Annotated in this window: 20 protein-coding genes; 7 read left to right on the top strand and 13 right to left on the bottom strand. The window is 69.0% G+C overall.

Annotation, left to right across the window (positions count from 1 at the left end; translation table 11 throughout):
- Positions 1-5: 5 nt before the first annotated feature.
- The 6 genes from JR065_RS08670 (at position 6) to JR065_RS08695 (ending at position 7964) form a co-directional block, all read left to right on the top strand.
- A complete protein-coding gene (locus JR065_RS08670; RefSeq protein WP_206233657.1) occupies positions 6-1307 on the top strand; it encodes an ABC transporter permease in 1302 nt (433 codons plus the stop codon).
- Positions 1308-1359: 52 nt separating this feature from the next.
- Positions 1360-2598 carry an ABC transporter permease gene (locus tag JR065_RS08675; protein WP_206233658.1) on the top strand — a complete coding sequence of 413 codons (1239 nt, stop codon included), beginning with the start codon at positions 1360-1362 and terminating at the stop codon, positions 2596-2598.
- Between the two features lie 100 nt (positions 2599-2698).
- Positions 2699-3928 (top strand): ABC transporter permease, encoded by a 1230-nt coding sequence (locus JR065_RS08680; RefSeq protein ID WP_206233659.1) that lies wholly within the window; start codon positions 2699-2701, stop codon positions 3926-3928.
- A 16-nt stretch (positions 3929-3944) separates the two neighbouring features.
- Positions 3945-5117, top strand: coding sequence for an FtsX-like permease family protein (locus JR065_RS08685; RefSeq protein WP_206233660.1), 1173 nt, complete (start codon positions 3945-3947; stop codon positions 5115-5117).
- 157 nt (positions 5118-5274) lie between these two features.
- A complete protein-coding gene (locus JR065_RS08690) occupies positions 5275-6612 on the top strand; it encodes a sigma-54-dependent transcriptional regulator (protein ID WP_206233661.1) in 1338 nt (445 codons plus the stop codon).
- The gene (locus JR065_RS08695; RefSeq protein ID WP_206233662.1) at positions 6609-7964 is read left to right on the top strand and encodes a sensor histidine kinase; all 1356 of its coding nucleotides are present in this window, start codon (positions 6609-6611) and stop codon (positions 7962-7964) included. The genes JR065_RS08690 and JR065_RS08695 overlap by 4 nt, the downstream gene beginning before the upstream one ends.
- 23 nt (positions 7965-7987) lie before the next feature.
- Here the strand turns inward: JR065_RS08695 and JR065_RS08700 are convergent, their stop codons facing one another.
- Together JR065_RS08700 and glmU are read right to left on the bottom strand one after the other, a co-directional pair.
- On the bottom strand, positions 7988-8923 hold the full coding sequence (locus JR065_RS08700) for a right-handed parallel beta-helix repeat-containing protein (RefSeq protein ID WP_241093493.1): 936 nt from the start codon (positions 8921-8923) through the stop codon (positions 7988-7990).
- Positions 8924-9119: 196 nt separating this feature from the next.
- A complete protein-coding gene (gene glmU, locus JR065_RS08705; RefSeq protein WP_206233665.1) occupies positions 9120-10484 on the bottom strand; it encodes a bifunctional UDP-N-acetylglucosamine diphosphorylase/glucosamine-1-phosphate N-acetyltransferase GlmU in 1365 nt (454 codons plus the stop codon).
- Between the two features lie 128 nt (positions 10485-10612).
- Between glmU and JR065_RS08710 the strand changes: the two genes are divergently transcribed.
- Positions 10613-10996, top strand: a complete 384-nt coding sequence (locus JR065_RS08710) for a GtrA family protein (protein WP_206233666.1) — start codon at positions 10613-10615, stop codon at positions 10994-10996.
- A gap of 40 nt (positions 10997-11036) precedes the next feature.
- Here JR065_RS08710 and JR065_RS08715 read toward each other — a convergent pair whose 3' ends face one another.
- The 11 genes from JR065_RS08715 to JR065_RS08765 all read right to left on the bottom strand — a co-directional run bounded on the left by JR065_RS08715 (position 11037) and on the right by JR065_RS08765 (position 20012).
- A complete protein-coding gene (locus JR065_RS08715; protein ID WP_206233667.1) occupies positions 11037-11609 on the bottom strand; it encodes a chorismate mutase in 573 nt (190 codons plus the stop codon).
- Positions 11610-12041: 432 nt separating this feature from the next.
- A complete protein-coding gene (locus JR065_RS08720) occupies positions 12042-12464 on the bottom strand; it encodes a F0F1 ATP synthase subunit epsilon (RefSeq protein ID WP_206233668.1) in 423 nt (140 codons plus the stop codon).
- Positions 12465-12635: 171 nt separating this feature from the next.
- Complete coding sequence (atpD, locus tag JR065_RS08725; RefSeq protein ID WP_206233669.1) at positions 12636-14054, bottom strand: F0F1 ATP synthase subunit beta; 1419 nt, start codon at positions 14052-14054, stop codon at positions 12636-12638.
- Positions 14055-14166: 112 nt separating this feature from the next.
- Complete coding sequence (locus JR065_RS08730; protein WP_206233671.1) at positions 14167-14544, bottom strand: hypothetical protein; 378 nt, start codon at positions 14542-14544, stop codon at positions 14167-14169.
- A 94-nt stretch (positions 14545-14638) separates the two neighbouring features.
- A complete protein-coding gene (gene atpG, locus JR065_RS08735) occupies positions 14639-15502 on the bottom strand; it encodes a F0F1 ATP synthase subunit gamma (protein ID WP_206233672.1) in 864 nt (287 codons plus the stop codon).
- A 138-nt stretch (positions 15503-15640) separates the two neighbouring features.
- Positions 15641-17188, bottom strand: a complete 1548-nt coding sequence (gene atpA, locus JR065_RS08740; protein WP_206233673.1) for a F0F1 ATP synthase subunit alpha — start codon at positions 17186-17188, stop codon at positions 15641-15643.
- Between the two features lie 147 nt (positions 17189-17335).
- Positions 17336-17863 carry a F0F1 ATP synthase subunit delta gene (locus tag JR065_RS08745; protein WP_206233674.1) on the bottom strand — a complete coding sequence of 176 codons (528 nt, stop codon included), beginning with the start codon at positions 17861-17863 and terminating at the stop codon, positions 17336-17338.
- Between the two features lies 1 nt (position 17864).
- On the bottom strand, positions 17865-18335 hold the full coding sequence (locus tag JR065_RS08750; RefSeq protein WP_206233675.1) for a F0F1 ATP synthase subunit B: 471 nt from the start codon (positions 18333-18335) through the stop codon (positions 17865-17867).
- 116 nt (positions 18336-18451) lie between these two features.
- Entirely contained in the window at positions 18452-18751 is a 300-nt protein-coding gene (atpE, locus tag JR065_RS08755) for a F0F1 ATP synthase subunit C (RefSeq protein ID WP_206233676.1), read from the bottom strand.
- 76 nt (positions 18752-18827) lie between these two features.
- On the bottom strand, positions 18828-19622 hold the full coding sequence (gene atpB, locus JR065_RS08760; protein WP_206233677.1) for a F0F1 ATP synthase subunit A: 795 nt from the start codon (positions 19620-19622) through the stop codon (positions 18828-18830).
- A 24-nt stretch (positions 19623-19646) separates the two neighbouring features.
- Complete coding sequence (locus JR065_RS08765) at positions 19647-20012, bottom strand: ATP synthase subunit I (protein WP_206233678.1); 366 nt, start codon at positions 20010-20012, stop codon at positions 19647-19649.
- Positions 20013-20373: the final 361 nt, after the last annotated feature.

Consider the following 20373-nt stretch of genomic DNA (forward strand, 5'->3'; position numbering starts at 1 on the left):
CGCCCATGTTCGGCTACTACTTCAATCTCGCCCTGCGCAGCTTCCGCCGCAACAAGGTGCTGACCGCGTTGATGGTGCTGGCCATCGCGCTGGGCATCGGCGCCAGCATGACCACGCTGACGGTGTTCTACGTGCTGTCCGGCGACCCGATCCCGCACAAGAGCGACCGGCTGTTCTACGTGCAGCTGGACCCGCAGCCGAAGGCCGGCTACCAGCCGGGCGAGGAGCCGGACTTCCAGGTCACCCGCTTCGACGCCGAGGCGCTGCTGCGCGAGAAACGCGCCAAGCGCCAGGCGCTGATGACCGGCGGCGACCTGGCGATCGAGCCGACCAAGAGCGGCCTCACCGCGTTCAAGTCCGAAGCGCGCTACACCTCGGCCGACTTCTTCCCGATGTTCGACACGCCGTTCCTCTATGGCCACGCTTGGTCGGCCAGCGAAGACGAGCGGCACGAGCGCGTGGCGGTGATCAGCAAGGAGCTCAACGAGAAGCTGTTCGACGGCGCCGACAGCGTCGGCCGCGAAATGCGCATGGACAAGAACACCTTCCGCATCGTCGGCGTGCTCGACAAGTGGGAAGCCAATCCGCGCTTCTACGACATCACCAACAGCTACGGCTCGGCCGAGCAGGTCTACTTGCCGTTCTCGGTGGCGATGGACCTGAAGATGGAACGCAACGGCAGCATGAACTGCTTCGGCAACACCTCCAACGGCGATCAGACCGCGCTCAACGCGCCGTGCACCTGGATCCAGTACTGGGTGGAACTGGAAAGCCCGGCGCAGGCCGGCGACTACAAGGCCTACCTGGACAACTACTCGCAACAGCAGCGCGCGGCCGGGCGCTTCGAACGCCCGGCCAACACCCGTCTGCGCAACGTGATGGAGTGGCTGGACCACAACGAGGTGGTGCCCGGCGACGTGCGCCTGCAGCTGTGGCTGGCGATGGGCTTCCTGCTGGTATGCCTGCTCAACACGGTGGGCCTGCTGCTGGCCAAGTTCCTGCGCCGCAGCGGCGAGATCGGCGTGCGCCGCGCGCTGGGCGCCTCGCGCGGGGCGATCTTCGCCCAGTGCCTGGTCGAAGCCGGCACGGTCGGGCTGGCCGGCGGCATCGCCGGGCTGGGCCTGGCGATGCTGGGCCTGTGGGCGGTGCGGCAGCAGCCGGCCGACTACGCCAAGCTGGCGCATCTGGATCCGAAGATGCTGTTGCTGACCTTCGTGCTGGCGCTGGTGGCCAGCCTGTTGGCCGGGTTGCTGCCGTCCTGGCGCGCGATCCAGGTCGCGCCGGCGCTGCAGCTCAAATCGTCCTGACCTCGCTTCCGCCGCACGCGGCGGGCACGGTCCCTCATCGAAGGTTACTGCCATGGACATCCGTCCCATCTTTTCCACCCTGCGCCGGCACAAGACCGCCGCGGCGCTGATCGTGCTCGAGATCGCGCTGGCCTGCGCCATCGTCTGCAACGCGCTGTTCCTGATCGGCAATCGCATGGAGACGCTGCAGCGGCCCAGCGGCATCGCCGAATCGGAGCTGCTCTCGATCAGGCTCGGCGGCATCGGCACCCAGGTCAACGCCGAGGCGCGTACCCGCGAGGACCTGGCGGCGTTGCGCAACGTTCCCGGCGTGCGCGATGCGATCGTCACCAACCAGGTGCCGTTCGTGCGCTACTCCTGGAACAGCAGCCTGGCGCTGACCGCCGAGCAGGAACGGCCCACACTCAACGCCGCGCAGTACATGGTCGGCGAGGGCACGCTGCAGGCGCTCGGCGTGCAGCTGGCGGCCGGGCGCGACTTCACTTCCGACGAATACCTCGACCTGAAGGCGGCCCAGGACGACAAGACGGTGCAGGAGAAAGGCACCGCGATGATCGTCACCCAGGCCACCGCGGACAAGCTGTTCCCCGGCCAGAGCGCGGTGGGCAAGAACGTCTACATGGGCGATACGCCGTTCCGCATCGTCGGCGTCGTGCAGACGCTGGCGCGCCCGAATCCCAACAGCGGCGGCGGCAACGGCGGCGACCAGATCAACTACTCGATGCTGCTGCCGCTGCGTGTGACCTACACCGATGGCCAGTACGTGATCCGCGTCAGCGACCCGGCGCGGCGCCCGGAGGTCCTGCAAGCGGCGGTGGCGGCGCTGATGAAGGTGGACAGCAGCCGCCTGGTGCTCAAGCAGCAGACCTACAGCGAGATCCGCGACGAGTACTTCCAGGGCGACCGTGCGATGGTGTGGCTGCTCGGCGCAGTGTGCATCGCGCTGCTGGTGGTCACCGCGCTGGGCATCGTCGGCCTGGCCAGCTTCTGGGTCCAGCAGCGCACCAAGCAGATCGGCATCCGCCGCGCGCTGGGCGCCACCCGCGGGCAGATCCTGCGCTACTTCCAGACCGAGAACTTCCTGCTGGCCAGCACCGGCATCGTGCTCGGCATGCTGCTGGCCTACGCGATCAACCTGTGGCTGATGGGCAGGTACGAGTTGCCGCGGCTGCCGCTGTTCTACCTGCCGGTGGGCGCGGTGGTGCTGTGGCTGCTCGGCCAGGTCGCGGTGTTCGCGCCGGCGCGCAAGGCCGCCGCGGTGCCGCCGGCGGTGGCCACGCGCAGCGCCTGAGCCTTCGCGCCGAAGCTGCGGCCGCCGCGGGACCTCGCGGCGGCCGCAGTGCGTCGGTGCCGTCCACGCCGTCGTCTTTCGTACGCCAACGGAACCCGCCATGGAAATCGGACCCATCCTGTCCACGCTCGGCCGCCATCGCACCGCGGCCAGCTTGATCGTGCTGGAGATCGCGCTGGCCTGCGCCATCGTCTGCAACGCGCTGTTCCTGATCGGCAATCGCATCGAGACGCTGCACCAGCCCAGCGGCATCGCCGAGTCGGAACTGCTTTCGATCAGGCTCAGCGGCATCGGCGAACAGGCCAATCCGGAAGCGCATACCCGCGAGGACCTGGCCGCGCTGCGCGGCGTGCCGGGCGTGCGCAGCGCGACCATCGTCAACCAGGTGCCGTTCCTGGGCTCCTCTTCCAACAGCGGCCTGTCGCTGAGCGCCGACCAGGAGGAACCCACGCTCGATGCAGCGCGCTACATCGGCGGCGAGGACATGCTGCGCACGTTCGGCCTGCGCCTGGGCGCCGGGCGCGATTTCGCCGCCGACGAGTACATCGACCTGGCCGACGCGCGCGACGACAAGGCGATGCGCGGCAGGCGCGTGGCCACCATCGTCAGCCGCGCCACGGCCGAGAAGATGTTCCCCGGGCAGAACCCGTTGGGCAAGACCGTCTACATGGGCGAAATGCCGCTGAGCATCGTCGGCGTGGTCGACCAGCTGGCCCGGCCCGATCCCGACGTCAACGGCGCCAACCAGGCGGCCTATGCGTTCCTGCTGCCGTGGCGGCTGCCGTACACCCGCGGACGCTACCTGGTCCGCGTCGCCGATCCGGCACGCCGCGGCGAGGTGCTGGCCGCGTGCGTGGCGGCGCTGATGAAGGTGGACAGCAGCCGCCTGGTGACGCGCCAGCAGACCTACAGCGAAATCCGCGACCGGTACTTCCAGGGCGACCGCGCGATGGTGTGGCTGCTGGGCGCGGTGTCCGTCGCGCTGCTGGTGGTCACCGCGCTGGGCATCGTCGGCCTGGCCAGCTTCTGGGTGCAGCAACGCACCCGGCAGATCGGCATCCGCCGCGCGCTCGGCGCCACCCGGCGGCAGATCCTGCGCTATTTCCAGACCGAGAACTTCCTGCTGGCCAGCGCCGGCATCGTGCTCGGCATGCTGCTGGCCTATGCGATCAACCTGTGGCTGATGAGCCGCTACGAACTGCCGCGGCTGCCGCTGTCGTACCTGCCGGTGGGCGCGGCGGCGCTGTGGCTGCTCGGCCAGGTCGCCGTGCTGGCGCCGGCCCTGCGCGCCGCCGCGGTGCCGCCGGCGGTGGCCACGCGCAGCGCGTGAGCGGAGCGGTTCGCCCATGGACCGGTTCCTGGTATCGCTGCGCGGGCACAAGCTGCTGGCAACGCTGATCGTGGTGCAGATGGCGCTCAGCTATCCGCTGCTGCTGGCGATGGGCACGCTGGCCTGGCAGGCGCACGCGCGCATGCACGCGGCCAGCGGCATCGGCGACGAGGCGCATCTGCTGACGCTGCGGCTCAGCGGCCGCGTGTCCGCCGCCGCAGCGCAGCGCGAGGCGGCCGCGCTGCGCGCGGTGCCCGGCATCATGAGCGTGGCGGCGATCAACCAGCTGCCCTTCGGGCCCGAGCGCTGGAACACGCTGGCCGGGCCGCGTGCCGGCGGCGGCGGCGGGCAGTTCCCGGTGGCCGCCTACCTCGGCGGTCCCGGACTGCTGGAGACGCTGGGCCTGCGCCTGCGCCAGGGCCGCGACTTCGCCGGCGACGACTATCGCGACATCCACTCGCCCGACGCGCTGGTGGTCGCGCCGCGGATCATCCTGACCCAGGCGCTGGCGGCGCGGATGTTCCCCCGCGGCGATGCGCTGGGCCAGGCGGTGCACCTGGGCCACGAACCGCCCGCGACCGTGGTCGGCATCGTCGAGCGGCTGCGCGCGCCGGGCGACGGCGACGAGGACAGCGTCATCCTGCCGTTGCGCATCCATGGCCAGGGCGCGACGCTGTATGCGCTGCGGGTCGCACCCGGCGACGCCGCGCCGGTCCGCGCACGCCTGCAGGCGAACGCGGACCGGATCGCGCCGGGGCGGATGCACGAGCTGAGCAGCGCCGGCGATGTGCGCAGTCGCCAGCTGCGCACGCATCGCCACCGGCTGGCCCTGCTGGCCGCCGGCGCGGCGCTGTGGCTGGCGGGCACCGTCGCGGCCGTCTACGCCCTCACCGAGGCGATGGTGCGCCAGCGCTACCGGCAGATCGCGCTGCGGCGCGCGCTCGGCGCGCGCGCGGCGCAGATCCGCTGGCACCTGCGCCGCGAGAACCTGCTGCTGTGCGGGCTGGGCATCGCCGCGGGCGTGGCCGCCACCGCACTGCTGCGGCGCGCGCTGCTCGATCCGGCGGCACTGTCTGCGCCGCCGCCGTATGCGCTGGCGACCGCGCTGCTGTTGCTCGGCGCGGGCTGGCTGGCGATGCGCGGCCCGGCCGCCCGCGCGGCGCGGCTGTCGCCCGCGGCGTACCGGTGACGCGCGTGGTCGCGGCACGAAAACCGGCCCCGGCACGCATTGCCGCACGCGGCAAGACGCGCCCGAGGCCACGCACGACAAGCCGCGCCAGGACTGCGATGATGCCGCCTCGCCCGCCCTGCCTCGCCACCGTCCCGGCCATGCCACAAGGTTCCCGATGCCCTGCCTGCTGATCATCGACGACAACCCCGCGGTCGCCACTGCGCTGGAAGTGCTGTTCTCGCTGCACGACATCGACACGGTGTACGAAGAGACCCCGGAGGGCGGACTGCGGCGCCTGGCCGAGGGCGATATCGACCTGGTGCTGCAGGACATGAACTTCAGCGCCGACACCACCTCCGGCGAGGAAGGCGAAGCGCTGTTCGGCGCGATCCGCGCGCGCTACCCCGACCTGCCGGTGATCCTGCTCACCGCCTGGACGCACCTGAGCAGCGCGGTGGAGCTGGTCAAGAGCGGCGCGGCCGACTACCTGGCCAAGCCGTGGGACGACCGCAAGTTGCTGACCACGGTCAACAACCTGCTGGAACTGTCCGAGGCGCGGCGCGAACTGGAGCGGCGCATGGACGGCGAGCGGCGCCACCGCGAGCAGCTGATCCAGCGCTACGACCTGCGCGGCGCGGTGTTCGCCGACCCGGCCAGCGAGCGTGCGATCGCCCTGGCCTGCCAGGTCGCGCGTTCGGAACTGCCGGTGCTGATCACCGGCCCCAACGGCAGCGGCAAGGAGAAGATCGCCGAGATCATCCAGGCCAACTCGCCGATGAAGCAGGGCCCGTTCGTGGCGCTGAACTGCGGCGCGATCCCCGCCGACCTGATCGAGGCCGAGCTGTTCGGCGCCGACGCCGGCGCCTACACCGGCGCCAACAAGGCGCGCGAGGGCAAGTTCGAAGCCGCCGACGGCGGCACGCTGTTCCTCGACGAGATCGGCAACCTCTCGTTGGCCGGGCAGATGAAGCTGCTGCGCGTGCTGGAGACCGGCCGTTTCGAGCGGCTGGGCTCCAACCGCGAGCGCAAGGTCAAGGTGCGGGTGATCAGCGCGACCAACGCCGACCTGACCGCGATGATCCGCGACGGCAGCTTCCGCGAGGACCTGTACTACCGGCTCAACACGGTGGAGCTGGCGTTGCCGGCGCTGGCCGAGCGGCCCGGCGACATCCTGCCGCTGGCCGAGCATTTCCTGTCCGGCGACAAGCCGCTGTCGGCCGGCGCCGGCCACGCGCTGCTGCGCCACGCCTGGCCGGGCAACGTGCGCGAGCTGCGCAATGTGATCCAGCGCGCCGAACTGCTGGCGCTCGGCCGGCAGATCGAGGCCGTCGACCTGAACCTGCCCAAGCCGGCGCCGCAACGCGCCGCCGCCGGCGAGGAACCGGACCGCGAGCGCATCGTCGGGGCGCTCGGCCGCGCCCATGGCGTGATCGCGCAGGCCGCCTCGGACCTGGGCATGAGCCGGCAGGCGCTGTACCGGCGCATGGACCGCTACGGGATCCCGCGCGAATGAAGCTGCGCCGCTCGTTCACGTTCTCGCTGTTCCTGCGCCTGCTGCCGGTGCTGGCCCTGGCGGCGGCGACGCCGTGGCTGCTGGCCTACTGGATCGACCGGGGCTGGGAGGTGATCGCCAGCTCGTCGCTGCTGCTGCTGGGCCTGATGTGGTGGACGCTGCGCCGCGCCACCGCGCCGATGCGCTCGCTGTTCCGCGCCCTGGCCGGCACCGTCAGCAGCTACCGCGACGGCGAGTACAACTTCGGCGTGCACTGGTCCGGCAACGACGAACTGGGCGAGATGGTCAGGGCGCACAGCGAACTGGGCGAGGTGCTGCGCGAGCAGCGCCAGGGCCTGGCGCAGCGCGAACTGATGCTGGACACGATGGTGCAGAACACCCCGGTGGCGATGCTGCTGACCGCCGCCGGCGGCGACGGCATCCGCCGCGTGGCGTTCTCCAACCTGGCCGCGCGCAAGCTGCTGCGCGGCGGCTGGAAGCTGGAAGGCCAGCGCATCGACGACCTGCTGGAGGACATGCCGCAGCCGCTGCGCGAGGCCGTCGCGCGCGGCGGAGACAGCCTGTTCACCATCGAAGGCGACGACGAGGACCCCGACGAGGAGCAGGTCTACCACCTGGCGCGGCGCCGCTTCCGGCTCAACGGGCGCCCGCACGAGCTGCTGCTGATCCGCCTGCTCACCGCCGAGCTGCGCCGCCAGGAAGTGCATACCTGGAAGAAGGTGATCCGGGTGATCAGCCACGAACTGAACAATTCGCTGGCGCCGATCGCCTCGCTGGCGCATTCGGGCGCCGAGCTGGTGCGCAGACAGAAGACCGAGCGGCTGGAAGAGGTCTTCGGCACCATCGAGGAGCGCGCGCGGCACCTGGAGGGCTTCATCCGCGGCTATGCGCGCTTCGCCAAGCTGCCGCAGCCGCAGTTGCAGACGGTGCAATGGGCGCAGTTCCTCGACGGCCTGCAGCAGCAGATCCCGTTCGCGCTGGAACTGGAGGCGCCCGACCTGCACAGCCGCGTGGACCCGGCGCAGATGCAGCAGGCGCTGCTCAACCTGATCAAGAACGCGCACGAGTCCAGCCCCGACGGGCACACGCCGCAGGACGACGTGCGCATCCGCGTGTCGGTGCGCCCGGAGTGGCTGCGCCTGGAAGTGCTCGACCGCGGCGGCGGCATGAACGAGGCGGTGCTGCAGAACGCGCTGATGCCGTTCTATTCGACCAAGCGCAACGGCACCGGCCTGGGCCTGGCGCTGACCCGCGAGATCGTCGAGGCGCATGGCGGCCGGCTGTCGCTGCAGAACCGCGACGAGGGCGGGCTGTGCGTGGCAGTGCAGCTGCCGCTGAGCCGGCCGGACTGACCCGCCCGGCGGCGCAGTGCGGATCAGTTGCGCACGGTGCCGCTTTCGGTGATGCGCGGCGCGTTCAACGCACCGCAGGCGTCGTCGGCGCCCCAGGTGCGGGTGGCCGGAATCTGGCCGTAGTAGCCCGCGCCCACCGTGTTGTCGACGAACAGGCCGCCCTGCGAAGGGCATTCCCCGTCCGCCTCCTTGATCCAGTCCGAGAACGCCGCGTACTTGCCGGCGCGGACGAAGGTATTGCCGCGCACCTCGGTGTCGTCCGACGCATCACGCGTGCGGATCACGTCGCCGTTGACGTCGGTGAAGGTGTTGCCCTGGACCAGATTGCCCGACGAACGCTGCGACAGGTACAGCGCGTGGATGTAGCCGGAAGTTTCTTCGTCGTTCTCGACCGAGACGAACTGGTTGTCCGCGATCACGTTGTCGCGCGAATTGCGCAGCCGCACCGCGGCGAACGAGTATGCCTGCTCGCCGACGCCGTGCAGCCCGCCGATGCGCGCGAACACCATGTCGCGGATCTCGTTGCCGCTGTTGCCGCCCTTGTCCAGGGTGGTGGTGCCCAGGTCTATCGCCATCCAGTAGTTGCTGACCTTCAGTCCGACGAAGCGCAACTGCGTGGCCCGGTTGGCGCCCTTGTACAGGGTGAACCAGGTGCCGCCGCCGCGCCCGTCGAACAGCGGGCGCGCGCTGGCGCCGGCGGCGGCGACCAGGCTGATCGGCTTGCCGTTGAAGAAGGTCCAGTTCACCGACTGCCCCAGATAGGTGCCGGGCGCGATCACGATCTCCACCGCGCTGGCGTCCTGCGGTGGCGGCGCGGCCAGCAGATGCGCGTGCGCCGCGGACAGGCTCTGCAGCGGCGCGGCCGCGCTGGTGCCGGTGGCGGTATCGTCGCCGTCCGGGGCCAGGTACAGGCGATAGGCCTGGGCCTGCGCCAGCGCCGGTATCGCGAAGGCCAGCATCAGGAGAACCGCGATCGTCCAGCGTCGAGCCCGCATCCTGCACCTCACGAGTGATTGGCTGCCGTCGGCATGCCGCGCCGGCGGTAGCCGCACCTTACCCCGGGTCCCGCGGCGGCACTGCGACGCCGGTCCCAAGCCGGGCAAGGCTGCGTTGCGTACCGACGCGGCGCGCGGACGCGATGTCCGTTGCGGCGGGCTATTTCTTCTTCGGCCGCGTCCAGCCTTCCAGCGTGGATTGGCGCGCGCGCGCCACGCTCAGTTGCTCGGGCGGCGCGTCGCGGGTGATCACCGAACCGGCGCCGATGGTGGCGCCGTCGCCCAGCGTCACCGGCGCCACCAGCGCGCTGTTGGAGCCGACGAAGACGCGGTCGCCGATCGTGGTCTGCCACTTGTTCACGCCGTCGTAGTTGCAGGTGATGGTGCCGGCGCCGATGTTGACCCCGCTGCCGATCACCGCATCGCCCAGGTAGGTCAGGTGGTTGGCCTTGCTGCCGACGCCGAGCACGACCTTCTTGGTCTCGACGAAGTTGCCGATGTGCACGCCGTCGGCCAGCACCGTGCCCGGGCGCAGCCGCGCGAACGGGCCGATCTGCACCGCGCCCTGGGTGACCACGCCTTCCAGGTCGCAGTGCGCGCGCACCTCGGTGCCCGCGGCCAAGGTCACGTCCTTCAAGCGCACGAACGGGCCGATGCTGACCCCGTCGCCGAGTTCGACGTCGCCCTCCAGCACCACGTCCACGTCGATGCGCACGTCGCGGCCCACGCGCACCCGGCCGCGCTGGTCGAAGCGGTTCGGATCGAGCAGGTGCGCGCCCTGCACGCACAGCGCGCGCGCGGCGCGCTGCTGCCAGGCGCGCTCCAGCTGCGACAGCTGCCACGGATCGTTGGCGCCCTCGGCCTCCAGCGGATCGGCCACCAGCACCATCTCGGCCGGGGTGAACTCGGCGGCGGCGGCGGCGAACACGTCGGTGAGGTAGTACTCGCCCTGCGCATTGTCGTTGCGCAGCTGCGTCAGCCAGCGCCGCAGCGCGGTGGACTCGGCGGTGACGATGCCGGTGTTGATGGTGCGGATGTGGCGCTGCTCGTCGTCGGCGTCCTTGTGCTCGACGATCGCCGCGACCTTGCCTTCGGCGTCGCGCACGATACGGCCGTAGCCGGCGGGCTCTTCCGGCTCGGCCACCAGCACCGCCAGCCGCCCCGGCGAATGCAGCAGCCGCAGCAGCGTGTCGGCGCGGATCAGCGGCACGTCGCCGTACAGCACCAGCACCGTCGCCGCGTCGGGCACCTCGGCCATCGCCTGCTGCACCGCATGGCCGGTGCCCAGCTGCTGCGCCTGCTCGGCCCAGACCAGGTCCGGCTGGTCGCCGAACGCGGCGCGCACCGCGTCGCCGCCATGGCCGTAGACGACATGGATCGCCTCCGGCTGCAGCGCGCGCGCGGTGTCCACCACATGCGCCAGCATCGGCCGCCCGGCGATCGGCTGCAGCACCTTGGGCTTGACGGACTTCATTCGCTTGCCTTCGCCGGCGGCGAGGATCACGACATGCAGGGGCAGGCTCATGCGGGCGTTCCGTTTCCTGGGGGATGGGCGCGATTCTAGCGGCTGGGCCGGCGGCGGGCGCCGGCATAACGTCCGTTTAAGCATCGCAGCCGGTAGCATGCCGCATTCGCATCGCACCACGGACGCCCATGAGTCTACTTCGCCAAGGCAGCCAATTCGCGCTGGTCGGCATGCTGCAGTTGCTGCTGGACTGGAGCGTGTTCGTCGTCGCCAGCCACCTGGGCATGCCGATCGCGCCGAGCAACCTGTTCGGGCGCATCAGCGGCGCGCTGCTCGGCTTCTGGCTCAACGGCCGCATCACCTTCGCCAGCGAGGACGACGCGCGCCTGGGCTGGCACCGCTTCGGGCGCTTCATGCTGATGTGGATCGGGCTGACCCTGCTGAGCACCTGGCTGGTGACGCTGTGCGCCGACGCATTGGGCCTGCGCATGGCATGGCTGGCCAAGCCGCTGGTGGAAGGCGCGCTGTCGCTGCTGTCGTTCTTCCTGTGGCGGCACGTGGTCTACCGCTGACGCGGCGCGGCGCTTGTGGCGGCCGCGCGATGGCGCCGCTTCAGCGGCAGAATTCGCCCAGCCCGCGCACCAGCGCGGCGCGATGCACCGGGTCCAGCCGCCGGCGCTGCGCGTAGGCCTGCGCCGCATGCGCGGTGCGGGCACGGCAGTCGGCGGCATCGCGCAGCGCCGCACTGCGTTGCAGCGCGTCCAGCATCTCGCCCTGCAACTGGTCCAGGCGCAGGCGCAGCGCGGCCAGGTCCGGACGCGGCAGATCCGGCGCCCGGCCGCCCAGCCGCCAGCCATCGAGCAGCTGGTACTGCACCAGCTTGTTGGACTCGATCTGCGCGGCGAAGAAGCGCGCCGCGTCGTCCGCATCCAGGCCGTGCCCGCGCGCCTGCTCGCGCACGCGAGCCAGCACCGCGGCTTCGCGCGCCGCATCCAGGACCGGCTTGCCGCTGTCCCACTTGCTCAGCGCGACCTGGTCGCCGATCGCGTTGCGCTCGACGATGCGCTCCAGCAGGGGCTCGAGCGGGCCGTCGCCGCGCACCGGCGCGGCGCAGCCGCACAGTGCGGCGCAAGCGAGCAGCGCGGCCATCGCGTGGGCGACTCTGTTCGGAAGCGAGCTGCGCATCGGGCGGTTCCGGCATCCGTCGGCGCACGGGGTGCGCGCCGGTCGCGTCCATCTTGCCAAAGGCCGCGGGCGATTTCGTTGCACTGCGTTCCCGTCCTGTCGTGGCGAGGTATCGGAGCGGCGTCGACGGCAAGGCCGCGTCGCACCTTGGCGTCCACGGCGCCCGTTCCCTCCTTCCACACCAAGCCCCCGCGCAGGACCACCGGGGCGGTCTCGGTCCATCGATAGACAGGGCATTCGGTGGCCGCTTGTCGACGGCCGCACGAGGCCGACCGGCCGCCCACGACCCGGGGCCCACCGCACCGATACCGTCGGACACGCTCCGGCGCGGCGGCCGGGCCCGCGGCAGGCGCAATGCCGGCGGAGCAACGAAAAACGCCGGCATGCGCCGGCGTCGGTATCGCGTGCAGGCGCCTTGCGGCGCCGCGCGGTTCAGTGCTTGAGGTTCTTGCGCAGGCGCTCCAGCGCCTGCAGCTGCGCGGTGACCTCGGCCAGCTTGGCCTGCGCCTCGGCCACGTCCATGCCTTCGCCGCGGTTGGCCAGCATCCGCTCGGCCTCGTCCTTGGCCTTGCGCACCGCCGCCTCGTCGATGTCCTGCGCGCGGATCGCGGTGTCGGCGAGCACGGTGACGACCTGCGGCTGCACCTCGAGAATGCCGCCGGAAATGGCGAAATCCAGCTGCTCGCCGCTGGCGGTGGTGACCACCACCTTGCCGGGCTTGAGCCGGGTGATCAGCGGCGCGTGCTTGGGCGCGATGCCCAGCTCGCCCAGTTCGCCGGTGGCGACCACCAGGGTGGCCTCACCGCGGTAGATCTCCTGCTCGGCGCTGACGATGTCGCAACGGATGGTGCTCATGGTGCCTCACTGGGTGGGGCGGGACTCGGGACTCGGGACTCGGGACTCGGAAAGCGGCTCGGCGGCCGCCTCCTGTTCCCGGTTCTTCGACGCTCCAGCGATCCGCCCTGACGATGCTCGATTTGCGATTGGTACTTCCGCATCCCGGCCGCAGCGCGGCCAGGACCCGGATCAGGCCTTCTCGGCCATCTTCTTGGCCTTCTCGACCGCTTCTTCGATGCTGCCGACCATGTAGAACGCCTGCTCCGGCAGGTGGTCGTACTCGCCGTCGACGATGCCCTTGAAGCCGCGGATGGTGTCCTTCAGCGACACGTACTTGCCCGGCGAGCCGGTGAACACTTCGGCCACGTGGAACGGCTGGCTGAAGAAGCGTTCGATCTTGCGCGCGCGCGACACGGCCTGCTTGTCCTCTTCGGACAGCTCGTCCATGCCCAGGATCGCGATGATGTCCTTCAGTTCCTTGTACTTCTGCAGGGTCATCTGCACGCGACGCGCGGTGTCGTAGTGCTCGTGGCCGATCACGTTCGGATCCATCATGCGCGAGGTCGAATCCAGCGGATCGACGGCCGGGTAGATGCCCAGCGAGGCGATGCTGCGCGACAGCGCGACGGTGGAGTCCAGGTGGGCGAAGGTGGTGGCCGGCGACGGGTCGGTGTAGTCGTCGGCGGGCACGTACACGGCCTGGATCGAGGTGATCGAGCCGGTCTTGGTCGAGGTGATGCGCTCCTGCAGCACGCCCATTTCCTCGGCCAGGGTCGGCTGGTAGCCCACCGCCGACGGCATGCGGCCCAGCAGCGCCGACACTTCGGTACCGGCCAGCGTGTAGCGGTAGATGTTGTCGACGAACAGCAGCACGTCCTTGCCCTTGCCCGAGGCGTCCTTCTCGTCGCGGAAGTACTCGGCCATGGTCAGGCCGGTCAGCGCGACGCGCAGGCGGTTGCCCGGCGGCTCGTTCATCTGGCCGTACACCATCGCGACCTTGTCCAGGACGTTGGAGTCCTTCATCTCGTGGTAGAAGTCGTTGCCCTCGCGGGTGCGCTCGCCCACGCCGGCGAACACCGACAGGCCCGAGTGCGCCTTGGCGATGTTGTTGATCAGTTCCATCATGTTGACGGTCTTGCCGACGCCGGCGCCGCCGAACAGGCCGACCTTGCCGCCCTTGGCGAACGGACACATCAGGTCGATGACCTTGATGCCGGTTTCCAGCAGCTCGGTAGCCGAGGACTGGTCTTCGTAGCTCGGCGCGGCGCGGTGGATCTCCCAATGGTCGGTGGCCTGCACGTCGCCGGCCTCGTCGATCGGGCGGCCGAGCACGTCCATGATGCGGCCCAGCGTGCCGGCGCCGACCGGCACCGAGATCGCGCGGCCGGTGTTGGTCGCCAGCAGGTTGCGCTTCAGGCCGTCGGTGGAGCCGAGCGCGATGGTGCGCACGATGCCGTCGCCCAGCTGCTGCTGCACTTCCAGCGTGATGGCGGTGTTTTCGACCTTCAGCGCGTCGTAGATCTTCGGCACATCGGCGCGCGCGAATTCGACGTCGACGACCGCGCCGATGATCTGAACGATCTTGCCCTGGGTGTTGATGGCGTTCATGTGACTACTCGCTTATCGAAGTTTTTCGGGTGTTCTGGAAAACCGGGCGGCTTTCCGCAACATCCGGGAGAGATTCCCGGCCAGGTTACGGCCGGGAATCCGATTTACCGCATCACTCGCACTTGAGCATCGTAGCGGTTTGCGCGAACTGGTCGCTGGCCTGTTTGCAGGCCGCCGGCAGCGCGCTCTTGTCGGCCATCGCTTCCCACTGTGCCTTGGACTGGTCGATCGCCTGCTGGAACGCGGCAGCGGCGCCGTTGCCGCCGGATTTGGCGAAGCACGCCTTCGCGCGCGCCAGATAGTCTTCGCATTCCTTCGGAAGACCGGCGGCGACCGGCGCGGCAGCAGCGGCATCGGTTGCCGGCGTGGCCGGAGCGGCGGCCTCGGCAGCCGGTGCCGGAGTCGCGGTGTCGGCGGCAGGGGCGGCCTCTTCCTTCTTGCATGCAGCCAGGGTTGCACACAGCGCGAGCGAGAGCAGAACCTTGTTCATTCCATTTCCTTGGGTAGTTTAGGTGGCGACCGATGCGCGAAACGTGTTGCTCCAACAACGGAAGCGCCGTGCGCGGCGGCGAGTCCGACGAACCTCACACCGCGGCCGCGCCGCCGACGATCTCGGAAATTTCCTGGGTGATCGCCGCCTGCCGCGCCTTGTTATAGACCAGCTGCAGCGTGCTGATCAGCTTGTTGGCGTTGTCGCTGGCCGCCTTCATCGCGACCATGCGCGCGGCGTGCTCAGACGCCACGTTCTCCAGCACCGCCTGGTACACCAGCGACTCGATGTAGCGGGTCATCACGTGCTCCAGCACGGTCGCCGCATCGGGCTCGTACAGGTAGTCCCAGTCGTGGTGCGCGACTTGGTTCTCCGCCGCCGGCAACGGCAGCAGCTGATCGAAGCTGGCCTTCTGCGTCATCGTGTTGACGAAGCGGTTGTAGACCAGATACACGCGGTCCACCTTGCCCTCGGTGAACGCGTCCAGCATCACCTTGATCACGCCGACCAGCTGCTCCACGTGCGGCACGTCGCCCAGATGGCTGACGCTGCCGATCATGTCGACCTTGAGGCGGCGGAAGAACACCGACGCCTTCTGGCCGATGGTGACCACGTCGATGCCGGCGCCCTTGTCCTGCCACTGCCGCACTTCGCCGAGCATCTTGCGGAACAGGTTGTTGTTGAGCCCGCCGGCCAGCCCGCGATCGGAGGAGATCACGATGTAGCCGACGCGCTTGACCTCGTCGCGCTGCACCAGGAACGGATGCGGGTAGTCGGTGCTGGCCTGCGCCAGATGGCCGATCACCTGCTTCATCGCCTGCGCATAGGGGCGCGAGGTCTTCATCCGATCCTGCGCCTTGCGGATCTTGGAGGCCGAGACCATCTCGAGCGCGCGCGTCACCTTGCGGGTGTTCTGCACGCTCTTGATCTTGGTTTTGATTTCGCGTCCGCCTGCCATTCTCTTCTCGTCGGGACTCGGGACTCGGGACGCGGAAAAGCCCGCTCACGAATCGTTTCTACTTTTCCGGATCCCGTTTCCCGGAACTGGAACCCGCTTTCGCGAGTCCCGAGTCCCGAGCCCCGAGTCCCGGCTCGCTTACCAGCTACCCGTGCTCTTGTACTCGCCGATGCCTTTCTTGAACGCCGCTTCGATCTCGCCGTTCCAGTCGCCGGTCTCGTTGACCTTGGCGACCAGCTCGCCGGCGGTGTTGGCGAAATGCGCGTGCAGGCCTTCCTCGAAGGCGCCGATCTTGTTGACCGGCACGTCGTCCAGGAAGCCTTCGTTGACCGCATAGATCGACAGCGCCTGGTTGGCGATGGACATCGGCAGGTACTGCTTCTGCTTCATCAGCTCGGTGACGCGCTGGCCGCGCTCGAGCTGCTTGCGGGTGGCTTCGTCCAGGTCCGAGGCGAACTGCGCGAACGCCGCCAGCTCGCGGTACTGCGCCAGCGAGATGCGGATGCCGCCGGAGAGCTTCTTGATGATCTTGGTCTGCGCGGCGCCGCCGACGCGCGACACCGAGATGCCGGCGTTCACCGCCGGACGGATGCCGGCGTTGAACAGGTCGGTTTCCAGGAAGATCTGCCCGTCGGTGATCGAGATCACGTTGGTCGGCACGAACGCGGACACGTCGCCGGCCTGGGTCTCGATGATCGGCAGCGCGGTCAGCGAGCCGGTCTTGCCCTTGACCTCGCCCTTGGTGAACTGCTCCACGTAGTCCTCGGATACGCGCGCGGCGCGCTCGAGCAGGCGGCTGTGCAGGTAGAACACGTCGCCCGGGTAGGCTTCGCGGCCCGGCGGGCGCTTGAGCAGCAGCGAGATCTGGCGGTAGGCCACGGCCTGCTTGGACAGGTCGTCGTAGACGATCAGCGCGTCTTCGCCGCGGTCCATGAAGTACTCGCCCATGGTGCAGCCGGCGTAGGCGCTGATGTACTGCATCGCGGCCGACTCGGACGCGGTCGCGGCGACCACGATGGTGTGCGCCAGCGCGCCGTTCTCTTCCAGCCTGCGCACGATGTTGGCCACGGTCGAGGCCTTCTGCCCGATCGCCACGTACACGCACTTGATGCCGGTGCCCTTCTGGTTGATCACCGCATCGATCGCCAGCGCGGTCTTGCCGGTCTGGCGGTCGCCGATCACCAGTTCGCGCTGGCCGCGGCCGATCGGGATCATCGCGTCGACCGACTTGTAGCCGGTCTGCACCGGCTGGTCGACCGACTTGCGCCAGATCACGCCCGGCGCCACGCGCTCCACCGGCGCGGTCTGCACGGTGCCCAGCGGGCCCTTGCCGTCGATCGGCTCGCCCAGCGCGTTGACCACGCGGCCGAGCAGCTCCTTGCCCACCGGCACCTCGAGGATGCGGCCGGTGGTCTTGGCCACGTCGCCTTCGCGCAGGTTCTCGTAGTCGCCGAGCACCACGGCGCCGACCGAGTCGCGCTCCAGGTTCAGCGCCAGGGCGTAGGTCTCGTTCGGCAGTTCGATCATCTCGCCCTGCATCACGTCGGCCAGGCCGAAGATGCGCACGATGCCGTCGGACACGCTGGTCACGGTGCCTTCGTTGCGCGACTCCGCGGCCAGCTTGACCTGCTCGATGCGGTTCTTGATCAGTTCGCTGATTTCGGAGGGATTGAGCGTGGTTGCCATCTTGGTTTCCTTCGGATCGTCCACCGCGCGAAGGCGGATGGCGACTTTGGTTAGCTTCTTTGAGAATCGGGAATGGGGAATGGGGAACCGCAGGTGGCGTCGCCGCCGCTGCCGGACTCTCTACTCTCTATTCGCCATTCCCGCTTCTTAGTGGGCCAGGGCGGATTGCAGGCGCGACAGCTTGCCTTTCAGCGAACCGTCGATGACCACGTCGCCGGCATCGATCACCGCGCCGCCGATCAGCGAAGCGTCCACCGCGGTGGTGATCTCCACCTCGCGGCCGAAGCGCTGCTTCAGCGCGACCTTCAGCGACGCCACCTCCGCTTCGCTCAGCTCCGCGGCCGAGGTCACGTTGGCCTTGACCACGCGTTCGGCTTCCGCTCGCAGCTGATCGTACATGCCGGCGATCTCAGGCAGCAGCGACAGCCGCTGCCCTTCGGCCAGCAGGCTCAGGAAGCGGCCGTACTGCTCGTCGGCCGCTTCCGGCGCCAGCAGCGTCACCGCCTGCTCGCGCTGCAGCTGCGGGTTGTGCAGCAGCGCGGCCACGCGCGGGTCGGCCGCGACCTGGGCCGAGAACGCCAGCGCCTGCGACCACGGCGCGAGCTTGCCGGCGTCGCTGGCGGCCGCGAAGGCGGCGCGCGCGTACGGACGGGCCAGGGTGAGGGACTGGCTCATCTCAGATCTCCGCCGCCAGCTCGTCCAGCAGCGCCTTGTGGGCGCTGGCGTCGATCTCGCGCTTGAGCAGCTTCTCGGCACCGCTGACCGCCAGCGCGGACACCTGGCGACGCAGGTCCTCGCGGGCGCGGTTGGCGGCGGCATCGATCTCGGCCTGGGCCAGGTCCTTCTGCCGGTTGGCCTCGGCGATGGCCTCGTTCTTGGCCGCCTCGACGATCTGGTTGGCGCGCGCGTGGGCCTGGTCGATGATCTCGTTGGCCTTGACGCGGGCGTCCTTCAACGCTTCGTTGACCTTTTCCTGCGCCTGCGCCAGATCCTTCTGGCTGCGATCGGCGGCGGCGAGGCCTTCGGCGATCTTCTGTTGGCGCTCTTCGATGGCCTTCATCAGCGGCGGCCAGATCTTGGTCGCGACGATCCAGATCAGACCGGCGAAGGCCAGCGCCTGGGCAAAGAGGGTGAGACCGATATTCATGGGGTACGCTCAGCCAAAGGTGACGGGGTGTGGATGCGCCGCCGCGACGGCGGACGCATCCGAACCTTCATCCACAGCGGCGGCCGCGCGATGCGGCCGCCCGCAGTCTCAACGGATCAACCGCCCTGCGGCAGACGCGACACGAATTCGCCGACCATCGGGTTGGCGAACGCGAACAGCAGGCCGACCGCGACGCTGATGATGAACGCGGCGTCGATCAGGCCGGCGGTGATGAACATGCGCACCTGCAGCACCGGGATCAGTTCCGGCTGGCGCGCGGCCGACTCCAGGAACTTGCCGGCCATGATGGCCAGACCGAGACCGGCACCCAGCGCGGCCAGGCCGATCATGATGCCGACGGCGAGGACGGTGGAGCTCTGGACTTGGGCGAGGTTGGTCAGGACGGCGAAGTACATGGTTTTCTCCAGGAACAAAGTTGCTTAAGGATGGTGAATCGGACGAAGGTGAAAAGACGCGTGAAACAGGAACCTATCAGTGGCTGTCTTCCGACAGGCTCAAATACACGATCGACAGCATCATGAAGATGAAGGCCTGCAGCGGAATCACCAGCAGGTGGAACAGCATCCAGCCGAAGCCGAACGCGCCACCGGCCAAGGCGCCGAAGATACCGGCACCGCCCAGCACCCAGATCAGCAGGAACACGATCTCGCCGCCGAACATGTTGCCGAACAGTCGCATCGCCAGGGAAATCGGCTTGCTGAGCCATTCGACGGTGTTGAGGATCAGATTGAACGGCAGCATCCACTTGCCGAACGGCGCCGTCAGGAATTCCTTGGTGAAGCCGCCCACGCCCTTGGAGCGCAGGCCGAAGAACAGCATCAGGAAGAACACGCTGATCGACATGCCCAAGGTGGCGTTGACGTCGGCGGTGGGCACCGGCTTCCAGTAGTGCACGCCGGCCAGTTCGAGCGGCATGGCGATGAAGTCCGCCGGGATCATCTTGATGAGGTTCATCATCAGGATCCAGAAGAACAGCGTGATCGCGATCGGGGTCACCAGCTTGCTGGTGCCGTGGTAGGTGTCCTTGGCCTGGCGGTCGACGAACTCCAGCAGGATCTCCACGAACGCCTGCCACTTGCCCGGCACGCCGGCGGTGGCCTTGCGCGTGGCCAGCCAGAAGCCGAACACCATCAGCAGGCCCATCAGCACCGACATCACCAGGGTGTCGACGTGCACTTGCCAGAAACCGCCTTCCTGCACCTGGAAGGTGAGGTTTTTCAGGTGGTGCTGGATGTAGGAGGTAGGGGTTAACGCCTCGCCCGCCATGAGTCCTGAGCCTTTTTTATTCGATCAACGTCTGGCCAGAGCCAGAACCTGGAACATCAGCCCGGTGGCGATACCCGCCAACAGGGCCAGAGGAGGCAGCCGCCACCAGGCGAAGCCCAGCAGCAGTACCGCGAATACCAACACCCACTTCAGCACCATCGCCACGATCAGCCGCGCCATCGCCGATCCCGCCGGCTGCACGCCACCGCCCAGCGCGGTCCGCGCCGCCAGCCAGCCCCCTGCCACCGTCGCCAGCCCGGTAGCGGCGGCGCCAATGGCGTATTTCGGCCCCAGCAGCAGGAAAGCCAGCGAGACCACTGCCACCGCCACCAGCGGGTAAATCGCTGCGCGCAGCATCAGTCGCCGACCCGCGTCAACGGAGTTCAGCACAGAAAATCCTGCAGTTGGTGGTGGGTGAGGACGTCGATGCGCCCCGTCGAGCCGCGGAATTATAGCAACGGGACAATTTCCGAGACAACCGCCAAAGGTCGCGGCAGCGGCAGCGGGACTGTGAACCGCTTACGGTAGCACGTCCGGCACCGCCACAGGCGTGCGCGCTGGTGCATCGCAGCAGCGCTTTGCGACGGAACTTCCGCCACCGCCCACGGTCACACGGTCACGGTCTGCGCACATCCTCGTCGGCGCGCACGCAGGCCCACGAAGCCCCGGTCCCCCCGGGGCTTCTTCTTTTGCGGGCGATATTGGGACAAAGCGCGCGTTTGCGCGCTCCATACTTTCACGGATGGTGGAC

The organism is Xanthomonas sp. (genome assembly GCF_017163755.1).
Lineage (GTDB): Bacteria > Pseudomonadota > Gammaproteobacteria > Xanthomonadales > Xanthomonadaceae > Xanthomonas_A.

What these genes read in the sequence shown, in the direction of transcription:
- JR065_RS08670 (WP_206233657.1), top strand. Translation starts at nt 6, where the DNA reads ATGTTCGGCTACTACTTCAATCTCGCCCTGCGCAGCTTCCGCCGCAAC.
- JR065_RS08675 (WP_206233658.1), top strand. Translation starts at nt 1,360, where the DNA reads ATGGACATCCGTCCCATCTTTTCCACCCTGCGCCGGCACAAGACCGCC.
- JR065_RS08680 (WP_206233659.1), top strand. Translation starts at nt 2,699, where the DNA reads ATGGAAATCGGACCCATCCTGTCCACGCTCGGCCGCCATCGCACCGCG.
- JR065_RS08685 (WP_206233660.1), top strand. Translation starts at nt 3,945, where the DNA reads ATGGACCGGTTCCTGGTATCGCTGCGCGGGCACAAGCTGCTGGCAACG.
- JR065_RS08690 (WP_206233661.1), top strand. Translation starts at nt 5,275, where the DNA reads ATGCCCTGCCTGCTGATCATCGACGACAACCCCGCGGTCGCCACTGCG.
- JR065_RS08695 (WP_206233662.1), top strand. Translation starts at nt 6,609, where the DNA reads ATGAAGCTGCGCCGCTCGTTCACGTTCTCGCTGTTCCTGCGCCTGCTG.
- JR065_RS08700 (WP_241093493.1), bottom strand. Translation starts at nt 8,923, where the DNA reads ATGCTGGCCTTCGCGATACCGGCGCTGGCGCAGGCCCAGGCCTATCGC.
- glmU (WP_206233665.1), bottom strand. Translation starts at nt 10,484, where the DNA reads ATGAGCCTGCCCCTGCATGTCGTGATCCTCGCCGCCGGCGAAGGCAAG.
- JR065_RS08710 (WP_206233666.1), top strand. Translation starts at nt 10,613, where the DNA reads ATGAGTCTACTTCGCCAAGGCAGCCAATTCGCGCTGGTCGGCATGCTG.
- JR065_RS08715 (WP_206233667.1), bottom strand. Translation starts at nt 11,609, where the DNA reads ATGCGCAGCTCGCTTCCGAACAGAGTCGCCCACGCGATGGCCGCGCTG.
- JR065_RS08720 (WP_206233668.1), bottom strand. Translation starts at nt 12,464, where the DNA reads ATGAGCACCATCCGTTGCGACATCGTCAGCGCCGAGCAGGAGATCTAC.
- atpD (WP_206233669.1), bottom strand. Translation starts at nt 14,054, where the DNA reads ATGAACGCCATCAACACCCAGGGCAAGATCGTTCAGATCATCGGCGCG.
- JR065_RS08730 (WP_206233671.1), bottom strand. Translation starts at nt 14,544, where the DNA reads ATGAACAAGGTTCTGCTCTCGCTCGCGCTGTGTGCAACCCTGGCTGCA.
- atpG (WP_206233672.1), bottom strand. Translation starts at nt 15,502, where the DNA reads ATGGCAGGCGGACGCGAAATCAAAACCAAGATCAAGAGCGTGCAGAAC.
- atpA (WP_206233673.1), bottom strand. Translation starts at nt 17,188, where the DNA reads ATGGCAACCACGCTCAATCCCTCCGAAATCAGCGAACTGATCAAGAAC.
- JR065_RS08745 (WP_206233674.1), bottom strand. Translation starts at nt 17,863, where the DNA reads ATGAGCCAGTCCCTCACCCTGGCCCGTCCGTACGCGCGCGCCGCCTTC.
- JR065_RS08750 (WP_206233675.1), bottom strand. Translation starts at nt 18,335, where the DNA reads ATGAATATCGGTCTCACCCTCTTTGCCCAGGCGCTGGCCTTCGCCGGT.
- atpE (WP_206233676.1), bottom strand. Translation starts at nt 18,751, where the DNA reads ATGTACTTCGCCGTCCTGACCAACCTCGCCCAAGTCCAGAGCTCCACC.
- atpB (WP_206233677.1), bottom strand. Translation starts at nt 19,622, where the DNA reads ATGGCGGGCGAGGCGTTAACCCCTACCTCCTACATCCAGCACCACCTG.